We start from the raw sequence: 20630 nt of genomic DNA, 5'->3' as shown, positions 1-20630 counted from the left end.
TGATGTGGGTGAGCTTAATCGTCGAGATAGGGATTGAAGTAGCCGAATTTCAGCCAGGGGTTCTGCTTTCGCAGGCGCTTTCTGAAATTGTCGAAACCCATGCTTGGCCCGGAGACATGAGAGGCTGACAGGTCCAGGTACAGCTCGGGGTCCAGGTTCAGGTTGCGCAGCTGGATGAAGTCCACCTTGAGTTCGTTTACAAAGGCCTGGAGCTTGTCCAGTTCGCCTTCGGTATCCGAGACACCCGGGAAGAACAGATAGTTCAGGGACACGAACAGTCCGGCGGCTTTGGCCTCGCGGATGGAATTCCTGACGGATTCCAAGCCGTCGTAACCATTGGGCCGGTAATAGGCCGCATACAGGTTGGGATCGGCGCTGTTCATGGAGACACGGATGGACGACACCCCGGCTGCGGCCAACGGGCCTATGGCCTCGGGCAGACTGGCGTTGGTGTTGACGTTCACGGTGCCTTTGCCCCCGCCCTTGCGAAAAAGGGTCACGGCCTTCTCGATGAGCTTGGCCTCGGTCAGGGGCTCGCCTTCGCACCCCTGCCCGAAGGAATAGACCGGGCGCTTCTTTTCGCGCCGGTAATGCTCGGCCATGATCTCGGCCACTTCCTGGGGCTTGGGCCGGAAGTCGATGCGGTTCTGCGGGGAGACAAAGCCCGAGTCCTCGGGCTGGTACGAGATGCAGCCAACACAGCGTGCGTTGCAGACCTGAGAGGTGGGCAGCGGGGCTTCGAAACGCCCCAGGGCCAGGTTTTTGGCAGCCGGACAGCAGTAGGTCAGGGCGCATTTGGCCAAATGCGCCACGAGGCGGTTGTCAGGATACTTGCGCAACCATGCATGGGCGCCCTGATCGATACGTTCCTGCGGGACGTTGGTGAAAATTTGACGCCTGTCCTCGTCCACCTTCTTGGCGCAAACCCAGAATTGACCATTGGCGTAGCCCACTGCTCCGTACGCGACCAGGGGCAGGTGAGGTGCATCGTCTGCGGTATCGTAGGCCGTGATGCCGGTGATGGTGTAGGCCGGGCAGACAAAGGCGGAGACGGCGTTTTCTGACAGGGCCACGGCTTCGCCAGAGTCGGGATCCATGCCCACGGCGTGGCGCCCGGGCAGCAGGAAGACATCGGAGCCGGGGGGCAGTGGAGTCAGGTCCTGCGGACGCGGCAGGGCCAGTTCCTCGCCACGGCGACAGAGCATGAGCAGACCGGGATGGTCGTAGATCTGGCCTTTCTCGTCGGCGAAGAGCAGTCTGGGCTGAACCTTGGTGGCCATGTGCGGCCTCTCCTTGGCTTGTGGGGCAAGACCCCGGCATAGAAAAAAGGCGGACCCGCATGGCAGGTCCGCCCTTGAATAGCACCGCTTGAAGCGTATTGTCTAACGCTTGGAGTACTGGAAGCGGGCACGTGCGCCGCGCTGACCGTACTTTTTGCGTTCCTTGACGCGAGCGTCACGGGTGACGAGGCCGGCTTTCTTGAGCACGGGACGGGTATCGCCGTCGAACTCGAGAAGGGCGCGGGTGATGCCATGACGGACGGCCTGAGCCTGCCCGGCGATGCCGCCACCAGCGACGTTGACCTTGATATCGAACTTGCCAATGGTCTTGGTCAGGTTCAGGGGCTGGCGGATGATCATCTGTAGGGTCGCACGAGGAAAGTACTCGTCGTAGGGGCGACCGTTGATGGTGATCTGGCCAGTGCCATTTTCATACATGCGGGTGCGGGCGACGGAGGCTTTTCTCCGGCCGGTACCGTAATAAAATTCGCTCATTTGATCCTACTCCTTGGCGGTGCTTAAAATTCGAGCTCTTTGGGGCCCTGGGCAGCGTGGGGGTGATCGGTCCCAGCGTAGACCTTGAGCTTCTTCAGCTGGGCACGGCCAAGCTTGTTCTTGGGCAGCATGCCACGCACAGCCTTTTCGATGACCATTTCGGGCTTGGTGGCGAGCAGGTCCTTCAAGGAGATCTCGCGGATACCGCCCGGGTAGCCGGTGTGGTGGTAGTACTTTTTGGCTTCCAGCTTGTTGCCGGTTACCTTGATCTTCTCGGCGTTGATCACCACGATGAAATCACCCACATCAGCGTGAGGGGCAAATTCGGGCTTGTGCTTGCCGCGAAGGCGGGTGGCAATCTCAGTTGCCAGGCGGCCGAGGATCTTGTCCTCTGCGTCGACCACGTACCATTCGCGTGCGACGTCGCCTTCTTTGGGGGTATATGTCTTCATTCTGCTGCTCCTGAAATCAGTGTCGGAACGAAACGCGATAAGCGGTATCGAACCGGCTGTCAATGACAAAACCATTGGTTCTGCCGAAAATCATCACGGGGGCGCGCAATATAAACAAAATGGATAGCTTTGTGAACCCCTAATTTTCAACCTCTTCAAAACCCAGTCATTCCGGGCCTTGAGCTTTGTTTCCGGGAGGGGTAACGTCCATAGTTCAGGGAGGATTCATGCCCATCATCAGAAAAAGCCTGCTTCAATTTATATTTTCCGGTGCCTATATGCAACGCTGGAATGACAAGCTCCGGCCCGTGGCACTTCTGGAGGTGGACAAACAGGCCCACAAGATGATGGTCGCCTGGTTGCTGCTTATGCTCAATTCGCGCGGCATGACCTCTGAACAGCGCCGTGAGCTTGGCGAATCCGTGGTGGAAGGCGGTATCTTCGATTATTTCTATCGCCTGGTGATCACGGACATCAAGCCTCCCATCTATTACCGTATCAAAGAGAACCCTGCGCATTACGCGCTGCTGACGTCATGGGTTCTGGACCAGCTGCGCCCGACCATGCAGCCTTTGGGGCAGGACTACTGGGACAAACTGACGACCCGCCTCAAGAATCCCGGCACCCACGGCCTGGCGGATGAAATTTTGGACGCCGCGCATACCTATGCCTCGGGCTGGGAGTTTGACCTGATCAAGGACCTTGGACCCTGGGATGACGAAAAGGAAAGTATTGACCAGTCCTTCACCGACGGGCTCAAACGGTACGATCATCTGGTGGGAGTCAAGGAACTGCGGCAGGGGCCGAGCACTGCTCTGGGCCGGTTTGCACATCTATGCGGGCAACTCAGGTTTCAGACCCGCTGGTCGCAGACCCCGCGCATCCCCGAGACCTCGGTGCTGGGCCACCTCTTCATTGTGGCGGCGTATTCGTATTTCTTCAGCCTCGCGGTGGACGCATGCCCGCTGCGCCGTCAGAATAACTTCTTTACCGGCCTGTTCCATGATCTGCCCGAAGTCCTGACCCGGGACATTATCTCCCCGGTCAAGAAATCCGCCCAGCCTATCGCCGATTTGATCCGCCAGTACGAGGATAGTGAGCTGGAGACTCGTGTCTTTGGTCCCCTGACCGCAGGCGGCTATGGCGACGTGGCCGAGCGGTTGTCGTATTTTCTGGGTGTGGAAGTGGGCAGTGAATTCAAGTCTGCCATCATCCGTGGCGGGCGGCCCCAGGCCGTGGACTTCGAGACCCTGCAGCAGCGCTGCAATGAGGATCGGTACGACCCCAAGGATGGGCGCATGCTCAAGGCCTGCGACAGTCTGGCGGCCTTTGTGGAGGCCTATACCGCGCTCAGGAACGGTATCTCCTCCGACCAGTTGCAGCAGGCCGTGTGGCGTATCCGCAAGCGCTACAACGCGTTTTCCTTCGGTGACCTGCACGTGGGGGCTTTGCTGGCGGACTTCGATTGATTCGCGGCATTTTGTTGGGGGATTGATGACTATTGAAGGGAATCATGACGAGTTGTGGGTGCTTCTGGATCGGCATCTTCATAAGGCATTGCGCGGGGGTGAAAGCCAGGATTCATTAGCCAGGAAAATTGGCGTTTCTCAGAATTCGATTAGTTGTTGGCTTAAGGGCGAGCGTCGTGGTCACGTCCGTTTGCTTAGTATTCTGAAGATCATTCAAGCCCTTGATATTGATCCAGCCGAAGTCTTCGAGATTCTATTTGCCAAGGACAGTCTGTCCGGCATTGAGCGGCTACGCCATGAACGCGATCAGGCAGTGAACGCCCTTGATCGTGTCAGACGGGCGTTGGACCAAGATCCTGAATAACCCCGCCCCTTCTCTCCTTTATTGCTGCTTTGACCCGTTCCCGTGCAGCATGTATATCATTGCTAATCCTTTGGATTTCATGATCCCGTGACCGGGAAGGAGATCGCCATGCAAGTGACCGTGTGGGGATGTCGTGGCTCGTTGCCTGCATCCACCAATGTGCCCCTGATTCGCACCAAGATCGTGAGGGCTCTGGAATCCGCAGTGAAACGCGGAGTGGATGAGTCCACCAATATTCAGGATTTCATTGACCGGGAGTTGCCTTTTTCCGTGTGGGGTTCCTATGGCTCCAACACCACCTGCGTGCAGATTGCCGCTGGCAGCGACGAGTACCTGCTGGTGGATGCCGGTTCGGGGTTGCGGGATTTTGGCAATCGCATCATCGCCACCAAGGGGCCTCGCCCGCATGTCTATAATATCCTGATGAGCCATTTGCACTGGGACCATCTGATGGGATTCCCGTTCTTCATCCCTGCCTACATCCCCGGGAATGTGATTCGTTTCTGGGGCTGTCACGATCAGATCGAGCATGTGTTTCGCACTCAGCAGTCAGAGCCGTTTTTTCCGGTCACCTTCGATGACCTTGGCGCGCAGGTGGAGTTCAACATCCTGGAGCCGGGAAAGGCCGTTGAGCTTGGAGGGACCACGGTCACGCCTTTCGAGCAGAATCATCCGGGCCGTTCGTACGGCTATCGCTTTGAGCAGGACGGCAAGGCCTTTGTCATGTCCACTGACAGTGAGCACCATGAAGGTGCGGACGACGCGGATTATCCCTTCCTGAGTCACGTGCGCGACGCAGACCTGATGATTTTCGACGCGCAGTATACCTTCCATGCCGCCAACACCAGCAAGAAGGATTGGGGGCATTCCTCCAACATTGTCGGGGTGGAGCTGGCCAAGCGCGCCGGGGTGAAGCGCATCTGCCTGTTTCATCAGGAACCCACTCTGGATGATGCTTCCATCGAGAGCTTCCAGCGGGACACCGCGCGCTATGCACAGTTGTTTATGCCGGAGGCTGAATTGGAAGTCCTGATGGCTTATGATGGTCTGGTGGTGGAGCTCTAGCTGAACTTTGTGATTTGATTACTGTTTATAATGTGCAACAGCCCCCGGACAACTGTTCGGGGGCTGTTGTTCTTTGTGTTGGGATGAGGTAGAAATTTCATATTAAAAACTAAATTAATCAATGAGTTGCGTTGTTTTAGGAGGCGGAATGTTTGCGGTTGTCATCATCGCCTTGGTTTTGGGGGCCCACTTCTACAGAAAGAGACGACTGGCTCGAAACGTCTATGTTGTCATGTTCTACCTGTTCAACGGTGTCGGGCTTTTCTCTCTGTGGGGGACGATGGCTTCTGGTGTTCTCCCCGGAGTGTTGATCATGATTTTGTGGTTGGGAGTGCTGAATGCGCGCATGTGGGTGACTGTGCTGCGGGTGGTGCCGGTGCGAGATGGCCTTGTTTTTGAGACAATATTTCGCTCCGTGGTGCTGAAAAGAGGAACGTTCAAGGCGACTCGCAAGCAGAGTCTGCAATGGAGTCTTGTTTTGATGTCTCGGGGAGGCGGGGAGAATGTTGTCTACCACGTCAACGGTGGCTGGCGGAATTGGTTTCGGGTGGAACCGTGGGTTGCGGGGGCGTTTGAGTTGATTCCGGATTATGCCTGCGAAGTGGTCGATGGCCTACCGGAATGAGTGCAGATCGAATTCTTCGAGGTGATTGCTCTTTCGAAGCGAGATTGGCGGAAAGACCATTGCCTTTAGTGCAAGCCTACTGCCTGGGAGAGTAACGGCGCAGCACGGCGTCGATGGTGCCGTCCTGGATGAGCCGCACCAGCATCTTGCTTAATTGATCGGCGCGGTCTGCGTGCCGCGACTTCTTGGAGAAAGCAAAGTGCATGGGCTGATAGCCCTGGTATTTGAGCGGTGCTTTGTTGACCAGGGCATCTGTTTTCGGGTGCGCAGCCAGCCACCAATCGGCCTGGGTTTCGTTGGCGATAAAGGTTTGGATACGGTTTCCGGTGAGTCGCTTGAAGCCGTCATCCATGGAGGCTACTTGTGATTTGCGTAGCGCGGAGTCGATATCAAATTGGGGGAAGTGTTTTTCACCGCGTTTGACCCCGACGCGCAGGGCCCGCAGGTGCTCATAGCTGGTGATCCCCTTGGCGCGATGCTTGAGGGCGTAGAAAGCCGACGCCGTCTGGGTGGCGTAGGGTGGAGTGACGTAGGTCAGGTATTGTTCCCGGGCGGGTGTCATTAGCAGACCGGTCATGATGTCGGCCTGACCATTCTTCATCCATTTTAGGCAGGTCCCGAAGTCGGCGGGGCGGAACTCCAGGCCGACGCGCATCCGGGCAGCGGCTTCATTGAGAATATCAACATCAATGCCCGCCGGTCTTGATTCCAACATCATCTTCCAGGGCGGCAGCGAACTGAGCGCCACGATGAGGACATCCTGATCCTGGGCGACGGCAGCTTTGAGCGGCAGTGCAAGTATGATGGCGATGATCATTGCGCAAAAAATGCGCATCTGTCGTCTCCTGTCTGCAGTGTTTAGGCAACTGGAGGGAGGGAGGGCCCATGAGAACCCTACTTTAGCTTGTATAGCAAGGAGTTGGGCGCGAGGCAACAGATAGGAGGCAATGCAACAGAGTGAAAATGGCCCGGGGGCAGTAGTGCTTAAAGTCGTGGGATCATTTTGGAGAGCAGGTTTTCCAGTGTTTCGGCTTCGCCTTCGTCCAGTCCGGTTAACAATTCTTCGGTCAGGCGCAGGTGCAGGCGATGGTGCTCTTCGAAATGGCGCTCCCCCTTTTGGGTCAGGCCCACAAGGATGGAGCGCCGATCCTGTTCGTGCGGGGTGCGCTCGATGAGGTTCTTGTCCTGCAATCGATCGGCCAGCACGGTGAGCGTCCCGGTAGTGATGCCCATCTTCTCGGCCAGTTCCTTCATGCGCATTCGGCCATGGACACCGAGGATTTCGATGGTGTGCATCTGGGGCAGGGTCAAGCCTTTGTCTTTGACCACGCACTGTTCCCAAGACGAGAAGCGCTCAAAGAATTCCGTGAGAAGATTGGTCAGTCTTTCGTTGCGTTGCAAGGTGGCCTCCTCAGCGGGTTTTACGCGCCCGTGGGCAGTGAGTAAACCCCGACGATGACAATGAGCGCACCGGCTCCCCGCATGATGGCGCTTTCCAACCAGGGTTTCTCCAGCCCGCGCATCCAGGACGCAGCCTTGTACAATCCAGCAATGACCAGCCCCACGCTCAGTGCGGTGCCGATGGCGTAACTGCCGAAGACCATGGCGCTGGTTGTCGGGTCGCCTGACTCGATGGAGTATTTGAACATGATGGCAGCCGTGGGGCAGGGGATGATCATGTTTACGAATCCGAAACCGAACATGGCCGGGCCGGTGGCCTTCCTGAGACGGGAAAGGAGTCCTTTCTTGTGGTCGCAGCCGCAATGTGCATGGTTGTTATGCTCTGTATGTTCGTGATTGCAGCAGGCTGAGTGCTGTTCGTGGTCATGAGCTTCATGATTTCCGTGATCGTGGTGCCCGTGCTCATGGTCATGGCTGTGCAACAGCTCCGGGCGAATCATCAAAGCGAGGCCCAGAGCGATAATGATACCGTTGACGACCCAGTCCACGTGGTTTTGATAGCCCGCAGGTATCCAGCCGGAAATGGCTCCCAGGCTCAAACCCAGCGCCACGCAGGCCAAAGCCGTGCCCGAGAGGAACATGAAGGTCAGCCATGCAACACGGGAGGCGCGTCGTTCACCACTGACGAAGGGGGCCAGCACCAACCATGAATGGCCGCAGGGATTGATGCCGTGGATCAGGCCGATGACAAAGCTTGATTGCAGGGCGACAGAGAATATCGAGAGGTCCATGAGTGCTCCTTTTTGTTCGTGACACGAAAAGCTCTATTGTCGAATAGTTTGATAGTCAAGCTAAATATTCGGGCGATGTCCGTCGTACCTGAGACGTTAAAAAAGGGAGGAACCTGTGGTTCCTCCCTTGATGATTAAGCGGGATGATTAAGCCGAAGTCCGCTTAGAAACGGTCTGTTACAGGCTGGCGATGTAATCCTTCATGCACTTGCCAAGCCGTTTCATGCCCTCAGTGATGGTTTCAGGGACGGCGTTGGTGTAGTTCAGGCGCAAGGTGTTGGCGTCGCGGCCATCCACGTAGAATGGATTGCCGGGCACAAAGGCGACTTTTTCCTTGATGGCCAGGTCGAAGAGCTTCATGGACGAGCAGCCCTCGGGCATTTCGGCCCAGAGAAACATGCCGCCTTCGGCGCGGGTCAGGGTGACTTCCTCGGGGAAGAACTCATCCGCCGCGGTGAGCATGGCGTTGCACTGGGTTCCGTAGCAGTCGCAGATCTTGGCGATGTGTTCGTCCAGGTCGTTGTCTTCAAGCCAGCGGTGCACGATGCGCTGGGATACCGTGGATGTGTGCAGGTCGGCGGCCTGCTTGGCGGTGACCAGCTTGTGACGCAGGTCGGGGTCGGCAACGACCCAGCCGATGCGGAAGCCCGGTGCGGCGATCTTGGAGAAGGTTCCCAGCAGCAGGCTCTTCTCGGGGCGGTAGGCCATGAGCGGGCGTTGGCGCTCTCCGGCAAAGCGCAGGTCGCCATACGGGTTGTCCTCGGCAAAGACGGTGTCGGTTCCTTTGAGCATCTCGGCCACAGCTTGGCGTTTTTCGTCCGAGTAGGTCAGACCCGAGGGGTTCTGGAAGCTGGTGACAGCGTAGAACAGCTTGGGGTTCTTCGCCAGGGCGCGTTCCAGGGCATCCAGGTCCGGTCCGTCGGCTGTGACATTCACAGTCTCGTATTTCGGCTCGAACATTGAGAAGGCCTGAATGGCTCCCAGATAGCCAGGAGATTCCATGACAATGGTGTCGCCCGGATCAATGAGCACCTTGGCCATCAGGTCCAGGGCCTGTTGCGAACCGGTGGTGATCATGATGTCGTCGGCGGAAACATCGAGTCCGTCACGCTCACGGTAGCGGGCTGCAATCCACTCACGCAGAGGGGGGTGTCCCTCGGTGGTGGAGTACTGCAGGGTCTCACCGCCGTGGTCGGCAATGACAGTGCGTGCTGCTTCGGCCAGCGCTTCGCTGGGGAACAGGGCCGGGTTGGGCAGGCCCCCAGCAAAAGAGATGACCGTGGGGTCCTGGGTGACTTTCAAGATCTCGCGGATGAATGAGCGAGGTACGGATTGCATACGGTTGGCGAAATTATGAGACATGAGAGCTCCTTGAACGGTCTTGACGAAAATAATAAATATCGTGGTTGAGGTTGTTGAGTACGTATGTCGTTTGTTCAAACTCGCGCCGCGCGGACCTGATCAAGCAGATTGCGAGCGGCAGCTTCGGGGTCTTGGGCGGCACAGATGGCTGAAACCACGGCAACACCGTTCGCCCCTGCACGGATGACATCAGCGGCATTGTCCGGGCCGATGCCACCGATACCTACGAGGGGGCGGCTCGTGGCGTGTCGGGCGAGAGCAAGTCCGTCCAGGCCCCAGGCTGCGGCGGTGTCGGTCTTGGTGGGGGTGTCGAAAACGGGGCTGATGCCCATGTAGTCAACGCCCCAACCTTCGGCCTGAATGACCTGCTCCATGGTTTCCACGGACAGGCCGATGATGGCCTCCGGGCCCATGATGGCCCGGGCTTCGTGATACGGCAGATCGCTCTGTCCGATGTGGATGCCATCGGCTCCGATGGCACGTGCCACTTCAACATTGTCATTGATGATCAACTTGGCGTCTGTTCCGGTGATGGCGGTTTGAACAGCCTTGGCCAGCGCAATGAACTCTGACGTGGAAGCGTTCTTGTCACGGACCTGAATCACGGTTGCTCCACCCTTCACAGCCAATCGGGCAGTTTCGGGCACGCCACGCGAACCGCACAGGGCGGTGTCCGTGACCAGATAGACGGAATAGTCCACCGTGGCCTGGGTCACATCCACTCCAGTTCGATGGCCTGTTCCAACTGCTCGCGGGTCAGGTTGTGCAGGGCATCATAGAAATGCATCTGCAGGGTGCCAGGACCTTGGGACTGGGCGGCTGCCACGGCTCCGGCGGCACTCATCACGGCCATGGCCGAGACGGAGGCATCAAAGGGATCACCTGCCGTTACGGCGAAAGCCCCGCACAGGGCGGAGGCCGTGCAGCCCATGCCCGTGACTTTGGTCATCAGATTATGGCCTCCGGTAACGGTGATCAGGGAGTCGCCATCGGTGATTGTGTCGGACGGGCCACTGATAATTACGGTGCAGCCGTATTCGTTCGCAAGGTCACTGGCGACATCCGAAATGCCCTCGCCGGAATGTGTGCTGTCCACCCCGCGATTCGCTCCACCTGCAGCGGCAAGAGCCGCAGCAACACGTTGCTTGTCTGCCGCGCCCGTGGCTGCGGCAACGGTCAGTATTTCGGAGGCATTGCCGCGCAGAATGGTCGGGTTGCACTCGTTCATGATGGTCACGGCCGTGTCAGTACGCAGTCTGGACGCGCCTGCTCCAACGGGGTCGAAGACCACGGGGATGCCACGTTCGCTGGCCGCAGTGCCAGCCTTGATCATGCTTTCGATCCACGGTCCGCGCAGTGTGCCGATGTTGATGACCAACCCGCCGACAATACCGATCAGGTCGTCCATTTCCTCGGGAGCGTGTGCCATGATGGGCGAGGCCCCCAGGGCAAGCAGGGCGTTGGCCGTCGTGTTCATGACCACAAAATTGGTGATGTTGTGCACCAGCGGCGTGGTGGCCCGTACCTCTTCGAGGTTTTCGAAAATCGTGCTGATGTCAGTCATGGTCACCTCACTGGGTGGTCAAGGATTATCGGTTGTTTTGATATGTCATACCCAAAAGGGTTCCGATTGCAAGCTCTCAGGGCGTCTATAGCGGCGCGTCTGCGCTGTTTCCTCAGGGATTTCGGACCCTCGCCTATGTGGAATAGTACTTGGTTTCGGTTCATCCTCGCGCCTCGCCCCCACACCACTCTAAACGCCCTGAGTCCGAGGCGGCCATAGTGGCGCGTTGTCTTTGGCACAAACAAGCCCCAACCGTGCACGGTTGGGGCGGTGGAAAAGTTTTGGGGGAGGTGGTCGGGGAGGGGACGTTTTCAAAGCACCCCTCCCCGACAAATCATTCCCGAATATTACGCCAGCGCCCCGCCGCAGGAGGAGCCTGCGCCAGCGGTACAGCCGAAGCAGTGCTGGCCAGTGACAATATCACGCAGGGCCAGGTCGTCGGCATCGAAGTCGTCAACCGTGGCCGGGCCGTCCTTGATGGGCAGCTTCAGGGCCTGGTTGAAGTCGCAGTCGTAGAGGGTGCCGTCCCAGCCGATATTGACCTGATGACGGCACATCAGCCCCGGAACCGTGTCCAGATTGAAGGATTTGACCAGCAGTTCCATGTATTCCTGGTCCTTGCCCTGGCGCCTGAGTTCTTCCATGTAGCGCCCGATGGGGATGTTGGTGATGGTTAAGAGGCGGTTGAAGACCACGCCGTAGCGGTCCTTGAGTTCACGCTTGTAGTCGGCCTCCAGTGCGCACTGGTCGGGCGGCAGGTAGGGGCCAAGGGGATGGTTGAAGACCAGATCGATGATCGGCCCACCTTCGCTGCCATAGCCCAGTTCATTCAGCTCGCGCAGTACGGAGAGGCTTTTGTCAAAGCTTCCGGCGCCACGCATCTTGCAGACGTTTTCATCCAGATAGCAGGGCAGGGAAGCCACCAGCTTGACTGCGTTGTCCGCAAAGAAACGGGGCATGCTGGTGCAGCAGTCCTCGGTCATGGCGGTCAGGTTGGTCCGGACCTGAACCGGGAGTTCCTGCTCCAGGGCTGTCGCAATGAAGCGTCTCAGGCTGGGATTCAGTTCGGGGGCACCGCCTGTGATATCCAGCAGGCTGGGGCGCAGGGTGCAGGCCACGCGAATGATCTTTTCCATGGTCTCCCAGCTCATGCTTTCGGTGCGCTCGGGCGAACATTCCAGATGGCAGTGGGTGCACGCCTGGTTGCAGGTGAGGCCCACGTTGACCTGAAGGATGTCTACTTTTTCGGCCTGGAGTACTCCGTCGAGCTTGCTGTCAAAAGCGTTCACTGCTGAATTTCTCCCTGTTTGATCTGCTTGGGTATGACAAAGGTTGGCATTGGGGCTGACTAATCGGTCATCATGTCGATGATGGCTCGGCAATAGGCCGGGAGATCATCCGGTTTGCGACTGGAGACCATGGTGCGGTCCACAACGACTTCCTCATCCACCCATGTGGCACCGGCATTGATGAGGTCGTCCTTGATGCCGGGGGTGGAGGTGCAGCGGTAGCCTTCCATGATGCCTGCCGAGATGGGAATCCAGCCCCCGTGGCAGATGTGCGCCAGAGGCTTGCCCGCTTCGAAGATTTCACGAGTCAGTTTTTTCACTGAATCAAAGCGGCGGAGTTTGTCCGGCGCGAAGCCTCCTGCAATGATCAGGGCATCGAAGTCTTCGGCACGGACTTCATCCAGAGCTGCGTCCGACTTGCAGGGATAGCCGTGTTTGCCTGTGTATATGCGGCCCTTTTCCTGGGCGGCGATCACCACTTCGGCCCCGGCCTCGATGAACCGCAGCTGGGGGTAGAGCAGTTCCAGGTCTTCGTAAATGTCATCAACAAACATCAGGATGCGTTTGCCTTGAAGAGGTAGCATGATATGGTCCTTAAAAGAGATTTGAGAGGTGATCGCCTTGGTTTTTTTGGGGGTGGCGAGAGAACCCCAACCCTTAGGATAGGTAAATCCCTCGGCCCGTGCAAGGGTGAGCAAGGGACTCCTAGCGGTTGCGGTCTATCTAAACATGAAATATAAAGAAATTATGGATACTTGCATGGGCGGTTTTGACTGCCAAGACGTAAAGGAGAAAATCTGATGCTGATGCGCAAGCGTGCCTGGGATATCATGCGAGACGATTACACCCGCGTGGAGGCTGGTTCCGGTCTGGTGAGCCTGATTCAGGTTCTCAAGGATGCGGTCTCGGAAGATGCGGACAATCACATCGCCGTGGTGGTTGACGAGACAGGCAAATACAAGGGCGTGATCACCATGTGGAATGTGATGCGCAAGCTGGAGCAGTGCGTGTTCAGCGAGGACATGCTTCTCAAGTATAGCGACGGCGATTGGGATAGGGCGTTTACCCGTGCCTGCAAGGCCTGCTCGGACAAGGGTGTGGATGACTTGCTGGAAGACAACGTGCCCTCAGTGCAGCCCAATGATCCCCTAGTGGTCGTGGTGGAATCATTCCTGAAGCATCGCCGTGGCTGGGCTCTGGTGCGCGAAGGCGGCAAGGTGCTGGGAGTGGTCTTCAAGAGCGATATTTTCAAGGAAGTGAGTCGAGACGTCCTGGCCCAACTCACCTAGCAGATTGCCTCAGCATGGCCGTTTGCATTGTTGCTGCGAAAACGTCAAAGTCTCGCGTACATGAATACGCGTCGACCTTGGCGTTTTCTTGTGCCTCGCCTCCGACCCTCCTGAGGCAATCTGCGCGGAGCATGGTCGTGATATTGGCAGTATGCGGGGCATGGACAGCGAAAGCAGGCGTCTGTTTTGTTGAGTGAATTGTGAATTGTTTTTTGAATTTTGCAGCGGCCCCTGCGGGGGCCGTTCATCGTTTCAAGGGGGATTTATGCGTCTGTTTACGCCCAAGGAAACTGCGGCATTGCTGCCATACCCCGAACTTGCCAGGGCCATTGCCGGAGTCCTGCTGGAAATGGCCTGCGGCAAGCTTGAGGCCCTGCCTCGGTTGCACGATTCGTTGCCGGGAGGTGGTACCTTGCTGGTCATGCCAGCCTCGGATGACAAAGTGGCTGTGACCAAGCTGGTGACCGTGCATCCGGGGAATCCGGCGCAGGGCCTGCCGCTGATTCAGGGGGAGATGGTGGTCATGGACGCTGTGAGCGGGAAGCGACTCGGCGTGCTCGACGGCCCGACGGTGACCGCGCGGCGTACGGCAGCCCTTTCCCTTCTTGCGGCACAGACCTTGGCTTCACGACAGGATGGATCGTTGTTGCTGGTTGGTGCGGGAGTTCAGGCACGGGCCCACTTGGAAGCTTTTGCCAACGGGTTGGGTACCCGCCGTGTCCATTGCTGTTCCCGTTCGCGGGAAAGTGCGGGGGGCATGGTCGCATTCGCGCGGAACTTGGGTGTGGACGCCACGGTCGTGGACTCAGTGGAAGAAGCTGTGAAGGTGTGCTCGTTGGTCGTTACCGCCACCACGAGCAGCGTGCCGGTCTTGCCAGAGGTCGTTGCCTCGCAGGCCTTCATCGCAGCCGTGGGCTCCTTCACGCCGCAGGCAGCGGAGATCCCGGCGCGCTTGGTGCGTTCCTGTCGCGTCGTGGTGGACACCTGGGAGACCCGGCATGAGGCAGGCGATTTGATCCAGGCAGAAGTGGACTGGGGCGGAGTGGAACTCCTGGCTGATGTCCTGCGAGACAATCAGAGCCATACGCCTACTGGTGACGCGAAAGGCTGTCTTTCCAAGGGCGTTGACGTCGATCGACATGGGCCGGTGTTGTTCAAATCCGTTGGACACGCGCTGTTTGATCTGGCTGCCGGACGGCTCGCACTGGCCTCTTGATCGTCGGTTGCAGGGCAAGTCCTTGGGCTGTTATTTCTGTTCGGCCAATGCCGTGACGATGTTGCCCAGGGTTCCAAGGGCTTTGCGCACGTCGTCGTTCCAGACCCCACGACAGTTGATGCGGATGCAGTTCTTGAAGGTGTCCGAGAAGGACAGCAGGCTGCCCGGGAAGACGACGACCCCTTTTTCCCTGGCCCGGACGAAGACATCCTTGGAATCAACCTGTTTTGGCATCTGGACCCAGATGTAGAATCCACCCTCCGGACGTGAGACCTGAGTGCCCTCGGGGAAGCGCCGTCCGATTTCGCACTGCATGCGGGCCATGGACAGGGAAATGGCTGCGCGCAGCCCTTTCATGTGTTTGTCGAATTCCCCCCTTCGCAAGAATTCGCCCAGAGCCAGCTGCATCGGTGTGGCGGGGCGGGCGTCGGTCATGGACATGTGCGCCAGAACCTGCTCCTTGAATTCTCCTGGCAGGACCCAGCCCAGGCGATAGCCCGGGGCAACGGTTCTGGTCAGGGACGAAGCCGTGGCTACAAGCCCTGTTGTGTCAAAGGTCTTGAACAGGCTCGGTCTGTCCTGGCCGAAATACAACTCGCCGTAGACGTCGTCTTCCACCAGAGGAATGTTCTTTTCCGCCAGAAGTTCAACGATCTGTCGTTTGGAACTGTCCGGGGTGAGGCTGCCGTCCATGTGAAAATTGGGAATGAGCAGGCAGGCCTTGACGTCGAAGTCGCGGATGGCATCGGCCACATGCTGCACGGGGATGCCGTTCTGCGGGCAGGAGGGAATCTCGATGGCCCGCAGGCCCAGCGTTTCGATGACCCGCAGGTACAGGATGAAGGCCGGAGACTGGATGAGTACGGCGTCGCCCGGGCGGGTGATGCAGGTCAGTAGCGTGGCGATACTGCTCATGGTTCCAGGGGTGACGACGATTTCGTCGGGCGACACGGCCAGATCGGCATTCATGCAGCGCAGGGCAATCTGCTTGCGCAACTCCAGGTTGCCTTGGGGTGGCTCGTAGGACACAGCCCTGATGGGGTCGTCCTGAATGACCGAACGCAGAATCTTTCCCAAGCAACGTCCTGCCAGCAGGGATTTCTCCGGGTAATAGCGATTCATGGCATCGCAGATGTTGCCGTGACAGGTTCTGAGGGCGGCTTCCAGCAGGGCTGGGCGGCTCATGTCCATCTGTCCGGGCCTGGCCTCGGGGCATAAGCTGGGGGCAGGCAGGCGTTTGTAATCGAGGCTGACATAGAAGCCCGAGCGCTCGCGCGATTCCAGAATGCCCCGGCTTTCCAATTCTGCATACGCCTGGGCCACTGTGGGCACGCTGACCCTGATGGTGGTGGCCATTTTCCTGAGCGAAGGCAGACGCTCGCCCGGTTGCAGGACCCCTGATTCCACAAGGTTCAGAACATGTTCCTCTATCTTCTTATACTGATAGGGCTGAATCGTGTTTGGCATAGTGGAGTGTCGATGTCTGTTAAGGTTTCTATTTTGCATTTTTGTATCTGTTCAATGAGCAGATGGTCCGCTAGCAATACTCTTATCCGTTTTGTCATGCAACGAAAGAGTGGGGATTGTGATGCGGACACGTGAATTGATCATCGGGTTGTTGGTAATGGCTTGTGCCATCGGTGTGTCGGGATGCGGGGGGAATGACTTTGAAGCTCCCAGGCTGATGACCGAGGGCTTGGCAAATCCATGTGGGTTGGCCTTCGATGGTCGGGGACGGCTGTATGTAGCCGAAGCAGGGAAAGGCAGGGTCCTTGCGTTGGGACACGGCGATGAGCGTGTAACAGTGGCCGATAACATCGAGCAGCTTGCCGGAGTGGAGATTGATCGAGATAACAAGGTGCTTGTGATTTCCAGATCCCGGGGGGAAGTGCTGAGCATCGGGCCTCGGGGTGAGCAGACAGTGCTGGTCTCTGGTTTGAATGAGCCGCAGGGGCTGTTGGCCGAGCGTTTTGGTGGATTACTCATCTTTGAAGGTGGCCGGGGACGGGTGTTGCGTCTGGGGCGCGATGGAACGTTGCGCGAGGCCGTGTCCCCACAGGAACAGGTCGGTGCTGTGAGTCCTGCGGCTTGGGACGCTGCGGATTCATGTGCGGATGTCTTGCATCCTGGGATCCGTTTCGGAACGTCAATGGCGGTGGACCCTGTGCTGATGGCCGTTGCACCGTCGGGGGCCGTGTATGTTGCAGATCAGCAAACGAAGGTCATTCGTTCCGTGACCGGGAGCGGCTATCGTCGGTTTCTTGTACCGGATGGTCAGGACGTGACTGGCATGGCCTGCGATCGGGATGGCAATCTGTTTTATTGTACAATGCAGGGCAGGATTTATTGGTTGCCAAGGCCCTGAAATGGGAGGGGTGTTTTCGGTAGGGCCGGCCAAGGGCCACCGGGTGGATGGCGCGATGTTGCCAGGCTATGGTACCGCGTCTTGCTGCGCTGGGGTTGTCCGAGATAACCGAATGGTCATCTCAGTCAGCTCATCCGCAAAGGATTCGTCCATGGGGGCGTGCCCCGTGAGCAGTCGATACCACATCGTGCCGAAAACAATATCCACCAGCATGTCCAGGTCTTGCCTGGCGCTGATGTCTCCTTGTTCCACTGCCCGGAGGAAGATTGCGCGGAGCACAGCGCGCCGCTTTGCGGTGAAATGAGTCCGAAATCTTTCGCGGAAGCCTTCGTCCTGCTGTGCCTGCGCCATCAGGAAGCGAAGGTGAAGCCCGGCCCCATCCTCGATGACCTTCATGGATTGCCTCAGGAACTGGCCAAGCGTTTCCTGCAATGGCTCGGATGCGGAAACGGTGATTTCTGAGTTGGCCTGACGAAGAAGCGCTTCCAGCACGATATCAGCCAGCGTGGGCCACCATCGGTAGATCGTCGGTTTGCCGACTTCGGCTCGCCTTGCGATGGCTTCGATGGTCAGTCCCGTCCCTCCTTGCTCATGGAGCAGGTCATGGGCCGCATTGAGTATTGCTTCGCGCGATTTTTCGCTTCTGGGGCGTCCAATATTTGCCTTCACCATCGTCCACCTCTTTGTTTCAACCAGGTGTTTTGTGCCATGCTTGACATCCGTTGGCAAGTTTCGTTACGTTACGTTGCGTAACGAAACTAGGAGCGCGTTGTTCCCGACTCCAGTGCGGGAACAATAGCTGGAGGGAGTGTAATGGAAATTCAATTGCTGAAACTCGTCTACTTTTCCCCGACAGGGACGACAAAGAGGGTTGTTCATGGCATTGCGGCCGGAATTCGGCCGTGTACCATCGAGGAAGTTGATATTACAACGCCACGGGCACGGGAGATGCCGTTGCTGAGCTCGGGTGAGGAACTGCTCATTGTCGCCGTCCCCGTGTATATGGGGAGGGTCCCCGGCTTGTTGAGCGAGTGGCTGAATTCGATTCAGGCTCACGACACTCCCACGGTCTGTGTTGTTGTCTATGGCAATCGGGTTTATGACAATGCACTGCTCGAACTCAAGGATATTGTGACACGCCGCGGGTGTGTTCCCATTGCCGGTGCCGCCTATGTAGGTGAGCATTCGTTCTCGAATTCCGAAACACCATCGAAGGGGCGTCCCGATAAGGAAGATCTAGGCCATGCAGAACGCTTTGGGCGGAAGATACGTGAAAAACTCCAGTCCATTTCGTCCCTCTCGCAGGTCTCCGATGTGGTGGTGCCGGGTACGCGTCCCTATGGCGGGATTACGAAGCTGTGGGATGTTGATTTTATTGCAGTGAGTGATCTCTGCGTGCGGTGCGGTGTGTGTGCAGAGGTTTGCCCTGTGGGTGCTGTCGATGCGCACGAGAGTGCGCGGATTGATCATGAAAAATGTATCACGTGCTGTGCCTGCATCAAGAAGTGCCCACAAGGAGCCAGAACCATGAAGCCTGGTCTGGTCATGGAGGCTCGGCGAAGGGTGAACACACTTTTTGTGGAACGAAAAGCCCCGGAATATTTTTTAGACTGAGTGAATGTCTGCTGAAGAATCGCTTGTGCAGACTGGTTTGGCGCAAGCAAAAGGCTCCCTGTCGGGGAGCCTTTTGTTTGTTGTCTGTGATGGGCCCGTGTCACCAGCGTTCGCTGACCACGGCCTCCAGAAGGAATTTTGTGACCTTCGTGCTGTAGGCTCGGGTGGACTGTCCCAGTTCCTTGGCCGCCGCCAGCGGCTCCATGGCCTCGGCGTAGGGGCGTTTGGTGATCATGGCGCAGTAGGAATCCGCCACCGCACAGATGGACCCTAATGGGGACATCTCCTTGACCTTGTTGGGGTAGCCGGTTCCGTCCAGGCGCTCGTGATGTTCCATGATGCAATGCTGCATCTCATCGAATTTGAGGCCCAGTTTCAGGGCGATCTTGGACCCCAACAGCGGGTGCATGTTGACCTTGGTCCGCTCATCCTGAGTCAGCGGTTTTTCCTTGTCACGGATGAAGGCGGGAATCTTGCCCATGCCCATGTCGTGCAGGAACAGGGCGAGGGCTGTCTTGTCGTAAACGCGGCGGTTGAAGCCCCCGGGGAAAACCTTTCCGAAAAGCCATAGGCCCAGTGCGCCGGTGTTGAAGGAATGCTTGGCCAGTGAATGCTCACCGGTATGCAGTCGTCGTACCAGGCTCTTTACCCGATTCTGGTCCTCCCAGACGTATTCGGTAAGCACCATCAGATCGTTATAGAGTTTGGTAAATACGGCCTTGACTGGTTGCTCCATGAATTCTTCGATACGGTCGGTCAGGGCGTAACAGAAAATCTCCGCGATTTCCCCTTCCTTCAGGTTCTCGTCCACCAGTACCAGATCCAGCTGCTTGGCAATGTGTTTGGAATAGACGGCATGATCGCTGCGTGCAACGAAGATGTTTCCTTCCTTGCACAGTTCGGCGACGCGTTCCTGCTCGTCTTTGTCCATGCGGTCGCCTTTCTTTTTGAGCAACAGTATCTGAGCGGTTTCTTCCTTGAGAATGAACAAATCCAAAGGTGGTCTGAATTTCGGGAAGCTGGAGAGAATATCCGTGCTGATCTGGTAGTATTCTTCGTCGAGATTATCGATGATGCTGGATTTGAGCGTATTTTTCATTGCGCACATATCTGTCCCTTCCCTGTGTGATGCCCTGTTGCAGTCCCTGAGGCTATCATAATCCATCCCTGCTCGGAAGCTGTGGCCCTCTTCCATCGCTGAAGGGCAAGCCTGCCCTCTGGATGTTGATCGCACATACTTTGTTCAGCCGTTGCATTCAGTGTCGATCTGAGTCTTCATCACCCGCTGTGTGGCGCATCGCCCTTCGAAAAACCACCATTGCAATTGTTTGCTCCGCCAGTTGAACGAGTGTGACACCACAGTCCTTCTTTTTTTTGAATACCTTGTCAACCGCTCTTCTTTACTTTTTAAGGTATTTTTTAGACAATCTCTAGAAAATACAAGGTCTCAATTTGAAATGTCCTTGACATGTACCCGCCTCTTGGTGGTAGATGGTGGTAAAAAGTGGGAATAAGTGAAAGCCATGCGCATGTTCAGGGGACATTCAAACCGCAGCCTCGACCCGAAAGGGCGGCTGATGATTCCGCCAGAGTTCAGGAAAGCCGCGGCTTCCCTGGGTTCCGATGGGGCTCTGATGCTGACCAATTTTGATGGTTGTGTGGTTGGGTACCCCTTGCCCGAGTGGGAGCGCATTGAAGAAAGCTTTAACCGCATTAATGTCTTGGACAAGCGCCTCAGGAACTTTCAGCGGTTCTTTATTTCAGGAGCCATGGAAGTCTCACTGGACAAGCAGGGGCGAATTCTCATACCTCCCCACCTTCGTTCGTACGCTGGACTCGATAAGGAGGTCGTCGTTGCCGGAGTTGGGAAGAAGTTTGAGATTTGGAACCAGGATGTGTTTGAGGCCAAGCGCCGCGAGATGGAAGAGGCCTTTGATGAGGACATGGCAGAGCTCGCCGACAAGGGATTCGAGCTTCATTTGTAGGGAG

At 57.3% G+C, this 20630-nt stretch carries 23 protein-coding genes; 9 read left to right on the top strand and 14 right to left on the bottom strand.

What is annotated here, in order from left to right:
* Positions 1-14 precede the first annotated feature (14 nt).
* The 3 genes from EL361_RS09230 to rplM all read right to left on the bottom strand — a co-directional run bounded on the left by EL361_RS09230 (position 15) and on the right by rplM (position 2227).
* Positions 15-1280, bottom strand: a complete 1266-nt coding sequence (locus EL361_RS09230) for a radical SAM family protein (RefSeq protein ID WP_126378779.1) — start codon at positions 1278-1280, stop codon at positions 15-17.
* A 102-nt stretch (positions 1281-1382) separates the two neighbouring features.
* Entirely contained in the window at positions 1383-1775 is a 393-nt protein-coding gene (gene rpsI / locus EL361_RS09225; RefSeq protein WP_126378777.1) for a 30S ribosomal protein S9, read from the bottom strand.
* 23 nt (positions 1776-1798) lie between these two features.
* Positions 1799-2227, bottom strand: coding sequence for a 50S ribosomal protein L13 (gene rplM / locus EL361_RS09220; protein ID WP_126378775.1), 429 nt, complete (start codon positions 2225-2227; stop codon positions 1799-1801).
* A 227-nt stretch (positions 2228-2454) separates the two neighbouring features.
* On the opposite strand from rplM, the gene EL361_RS09215 reads away from it, so the two are divergent.
* The 4 genes from EL361_RS09215 (at position 2455) to EL361_RS09200 (ending at position 5750) form a co-directional block, all read left to right on the top strand.
* A complete protein-coding gene (locus EL361_RS09215; RefSeq protein WP_126378773.1) occupies positions 2455-3696 on the top strand; it encodes an HD domain-containing protein in 1242 nt (413 codons plus the stop codon).
* A 25-nt stretch (positions 3697-3721) separates the two neighbouring features.
* The gene (locus tag EL361_RS09210; protein ID WP_126378770.1) at positions 3722-4060 is read left to right on the top strand and encodes a helix-turn-helix domain-containing protein; all 339 of its coding nucleotides are present in this window, start codon (positions 3722-3724) and stop codon (positions 4058-4060) included.
* A 108-nt stretch (positions 4061-4168) separates the two neighbouring features.
* The gene (locus EL361_RS09205; protein WP_126378768.1) at positions 4169-5125 is read left to right on the top strand and encodes an MBL fold metallo-hydrolase; all 957 of its coding nucleotides are present in this window, start codon (positions 4169-4171) and stop codon (positions 5123-5125) included.
* Positions 5126-5273: 148 nt separating this feature from the next.
* A complete protein-coding gene (locus tag EL361_RS09200; RefSeq protein ID WP_126378767.1) occupies positions 5274-5750 on the top strand; it encodes a hypothetical protein in 477 nt (158 codons plus the stop codon).
* Positions 5751-5826: 76 nt separating this feature from the next.
* Here EL361_RS09200 and EL361_RS09195 read toward each other — a convergent pair whose 3' ends face one another.
* From EL361_RS09195 to EL361_RS09160, 8 genes are all read right to left on the bottom strand, one after another.
* Positions 5827-6585 (bottom strand): substrate-binding periplasmic protein, encoded by a 759-nt coding sequence (locus EL361_RS09195; RefSeq protein ID WP_126378765.1) that lies wholly within the window; start codon positions 6583-6585, stop codon positions 5827-5829.
* Between the two features lie 149 nt (positions 6586-6734).
* A complete protein-coding gene (locus EL361_RS09190) occupies positions 6735-7151 on the bottom strand; it encodes a MarR family winged helix-turn-helix transcriptional regulator (protein WP_126378763.1) in 417 nt (138 codons plus the stop codon).
* Positions 7152-7171: 20 nt separating this feature from the next.
* A complete protein-coding gene (locus EL361_RS09185) occupies positions 7172-7942 on the bottom strand; it encodes an urease accessory protein UreH domain-containing protein (protein ID WP_126378761.1) in 771 nt (256 codons plus the stop codon).
* Positions 7943-8119: 177 nt separating this feature from the next.
* Positions 8120-9304 carry an aminotransferase-like domain-containing protein gene (locus tag EL361_RS09180; RefSeq protein ID WP_126378759.1) on the bottom strand — a complete coding sequence of 395 codons (1185 nt, stop codon included), beginning with the start codon at positions 9302-9304 and terminating at the stop codon, positions 8120-8122.
* 74 nt (positions 9305-9378) lie between these two features.
* The gene (thiE, locus tag EL361_RS09175; protein WP_126378757.1) at positions 9379-10020 is read right to left on the bottom strand and encodes a thiamine phosphate synthase; all 642 of its coding nucleotides are present in this window, start codon (positions 10018-10020) and stop codon (positions 9379-9381) included.
* Complete coding sequence (gene thiM / locus EL361_RS09170) at positions 10017-10868, bottom strand: hydroxyethylthiazole kinase (RefSeq protein WP_126378755.1); 852 nt, start codon at positions 10866-10868, stop codon at positions 10017-10019. Before thiM ends, thiE begins: the two co-directional genes overlap by 4 nt.
* Positions 10869-11215: 347 nt before the next feature.
* A complete protein-coding gene (gene arsS / locus EL361_RS09165) occupies positions 11216-12157 on the bottom strand; it encodes an arsenosugar biosynthesis radical SAM (seleno)protein ArsS (RefSeq protein WP_172961693.1) in 942 nt (313 codons plus the stop codon).
* A gap of 59 nt (positions 12158-12216) precedes the next feature.
* Positions 12217-12741: a type 1 glutamine amidotransferase domain-containing protein gene (locus EL361_RS09160; RefSeq protein ID WP_126378751.1), complete on the bottom strand. Its 525-nt coding sequence runs from the start codon at positions 12739-12741 to the stop codon at positions 12217-12219.
* Positions 12742-12957: 216 nt separating this feature from the next.
* Here EL361_RS09160 and EL361_RS09155 point away from each other — a divergent pair, with 216 nt between their 5' ends.
* Together EL361_RS09155 and EL361_RS09150 are read left to right on the top strand one after the other, a co-directional pair.
* A complete protein-coding gene (locus EL361_RS09155; RefSeq protein WP_126378749.1) occupies positions 12958-13446 on the top strand; it encodes a CBS domain-containing protein in 489 nt (162 codons plus the stop codon).
* A 265-nt stretch (positions 13447-13711) separates the two neighbouring features.
* The gene (locus EL361_RS09150; protein WP_126378747.1) at positions 13712-14662 is read left to right on the top strand and encodes a delta(1)-pyrroline-2-carboxylate reductase family protein; all 951 of its coding nucleotides are present in this window, start codon (positions 13712-13714) and stop codon (positions 14660-14662) included.
* Positions 14663-14692: 30 nt separating this feature from the next.
* Here EL361_RS09150 and EL361_RS09145 read toward each other — a convergent pair whose 3' ends face one another.
* Complete coding sequence (locus tag EL361_RS09145) at positions 14693-16129, bottom strand: aminotransferase-like domain-containing protein (RefSeq protein ID WP_172961692.1); 1437 nt, start codon at positions 16127-16129, stop codon at positions 14693-14695.
* 121 nt (positions 16130-16250) lie between these two features.
* Between EL361_RS09145 and EL361_RS09140 the strand changes: the two genes are divergently transcribed.
* The gene (locus tag EL361_RS09140; protein ID WP_126378744.1) at positions 16251-17027 is read left to right on the top strand and encodes an NHL repeat-containing protein; all 777 of its coding nucleotides are present in this window, start codon (positions 16251-16253) and stop codon (positions 17025-17027) included.
* A gap of 66 nt (positions 17028-17093) precedes the next feature.
* Here EL361_RS09140 and EL361_RS09135 read toward each other — a convergent pair whose 3' ends face one another.
* A complete protein-coding gene (locus EL361_RS09135; RefSeq protein ID WP_126378742.1) occupies positions 17094-17699 on the bottom strand; it encodes a TetR/AcrR family transcriptional regulator in 606 nt (201 codons plus the stop codon).
* A 141-nt stretch (positions 17700-17840) separates the two neighbouring features.
* Between EL361_RS09135 and EL361_RS09130 the strand changes: the two genes are divergently transcribed.
* Positions 17841-18641: an EFR1 family ferrodoxin gene (locus tag EL361_RS09130; RefSeq protein ID WP_126378740.1), complete on the top strand. Its 801-nt coding sequence runs from the start codon at positions 17841-17843 to the stop codon at positions 18639-18641.
* A 100-nt stretch (positions 18642-18741) separates the two neighbouring features.
* Here the strand turns inward: EL361_RS09130 and EL361_RS09125 are convergent, their stop codons facing one another.
* Positions 18742-19749, bottom strand: coding sequence for an HD-GYP domain-containing protein (locus tag EL361_RS09125; protein ID WP_232034748.1), 1008 nt, complete (start codon positions 19747-19749; stop codon positions 18742-18744).
* Between the two features lie 421 nt (positions 19750-20170).
* Between EL361_RS09125 and mraZ the strand changes: the two genes are divergently transcribed.
* On the top strand, positions 20171-20626 hold the full coding sequence (gene mraZ / locus EL361_RS09120) for a division/cell wall cluster transcriptional repressor MraZ (protein WP_126381395.1): 456 nt from the start codon (positions 20171-20173) through the stop codon (positions 20624-20626).
* Positions 20627-20630 lie beyond the last annotated feature (4 nt).

It is taken from the genome of Desulfovibrio ferrophilus (assembly GCF_003966735.1).
Lineage (GTDB): Bacteria > Desulfobacterota > Desulfovibrionia > Desulfovibrionales > Desulfovibrionaceae > Desulfovibrio_Q > Desulfovibrio_Q ferrophilus.
Note: the sequence above shows the minus strand (reverse complement) of the source record. Positions and strands in the feature narration are given on the sequence as shown.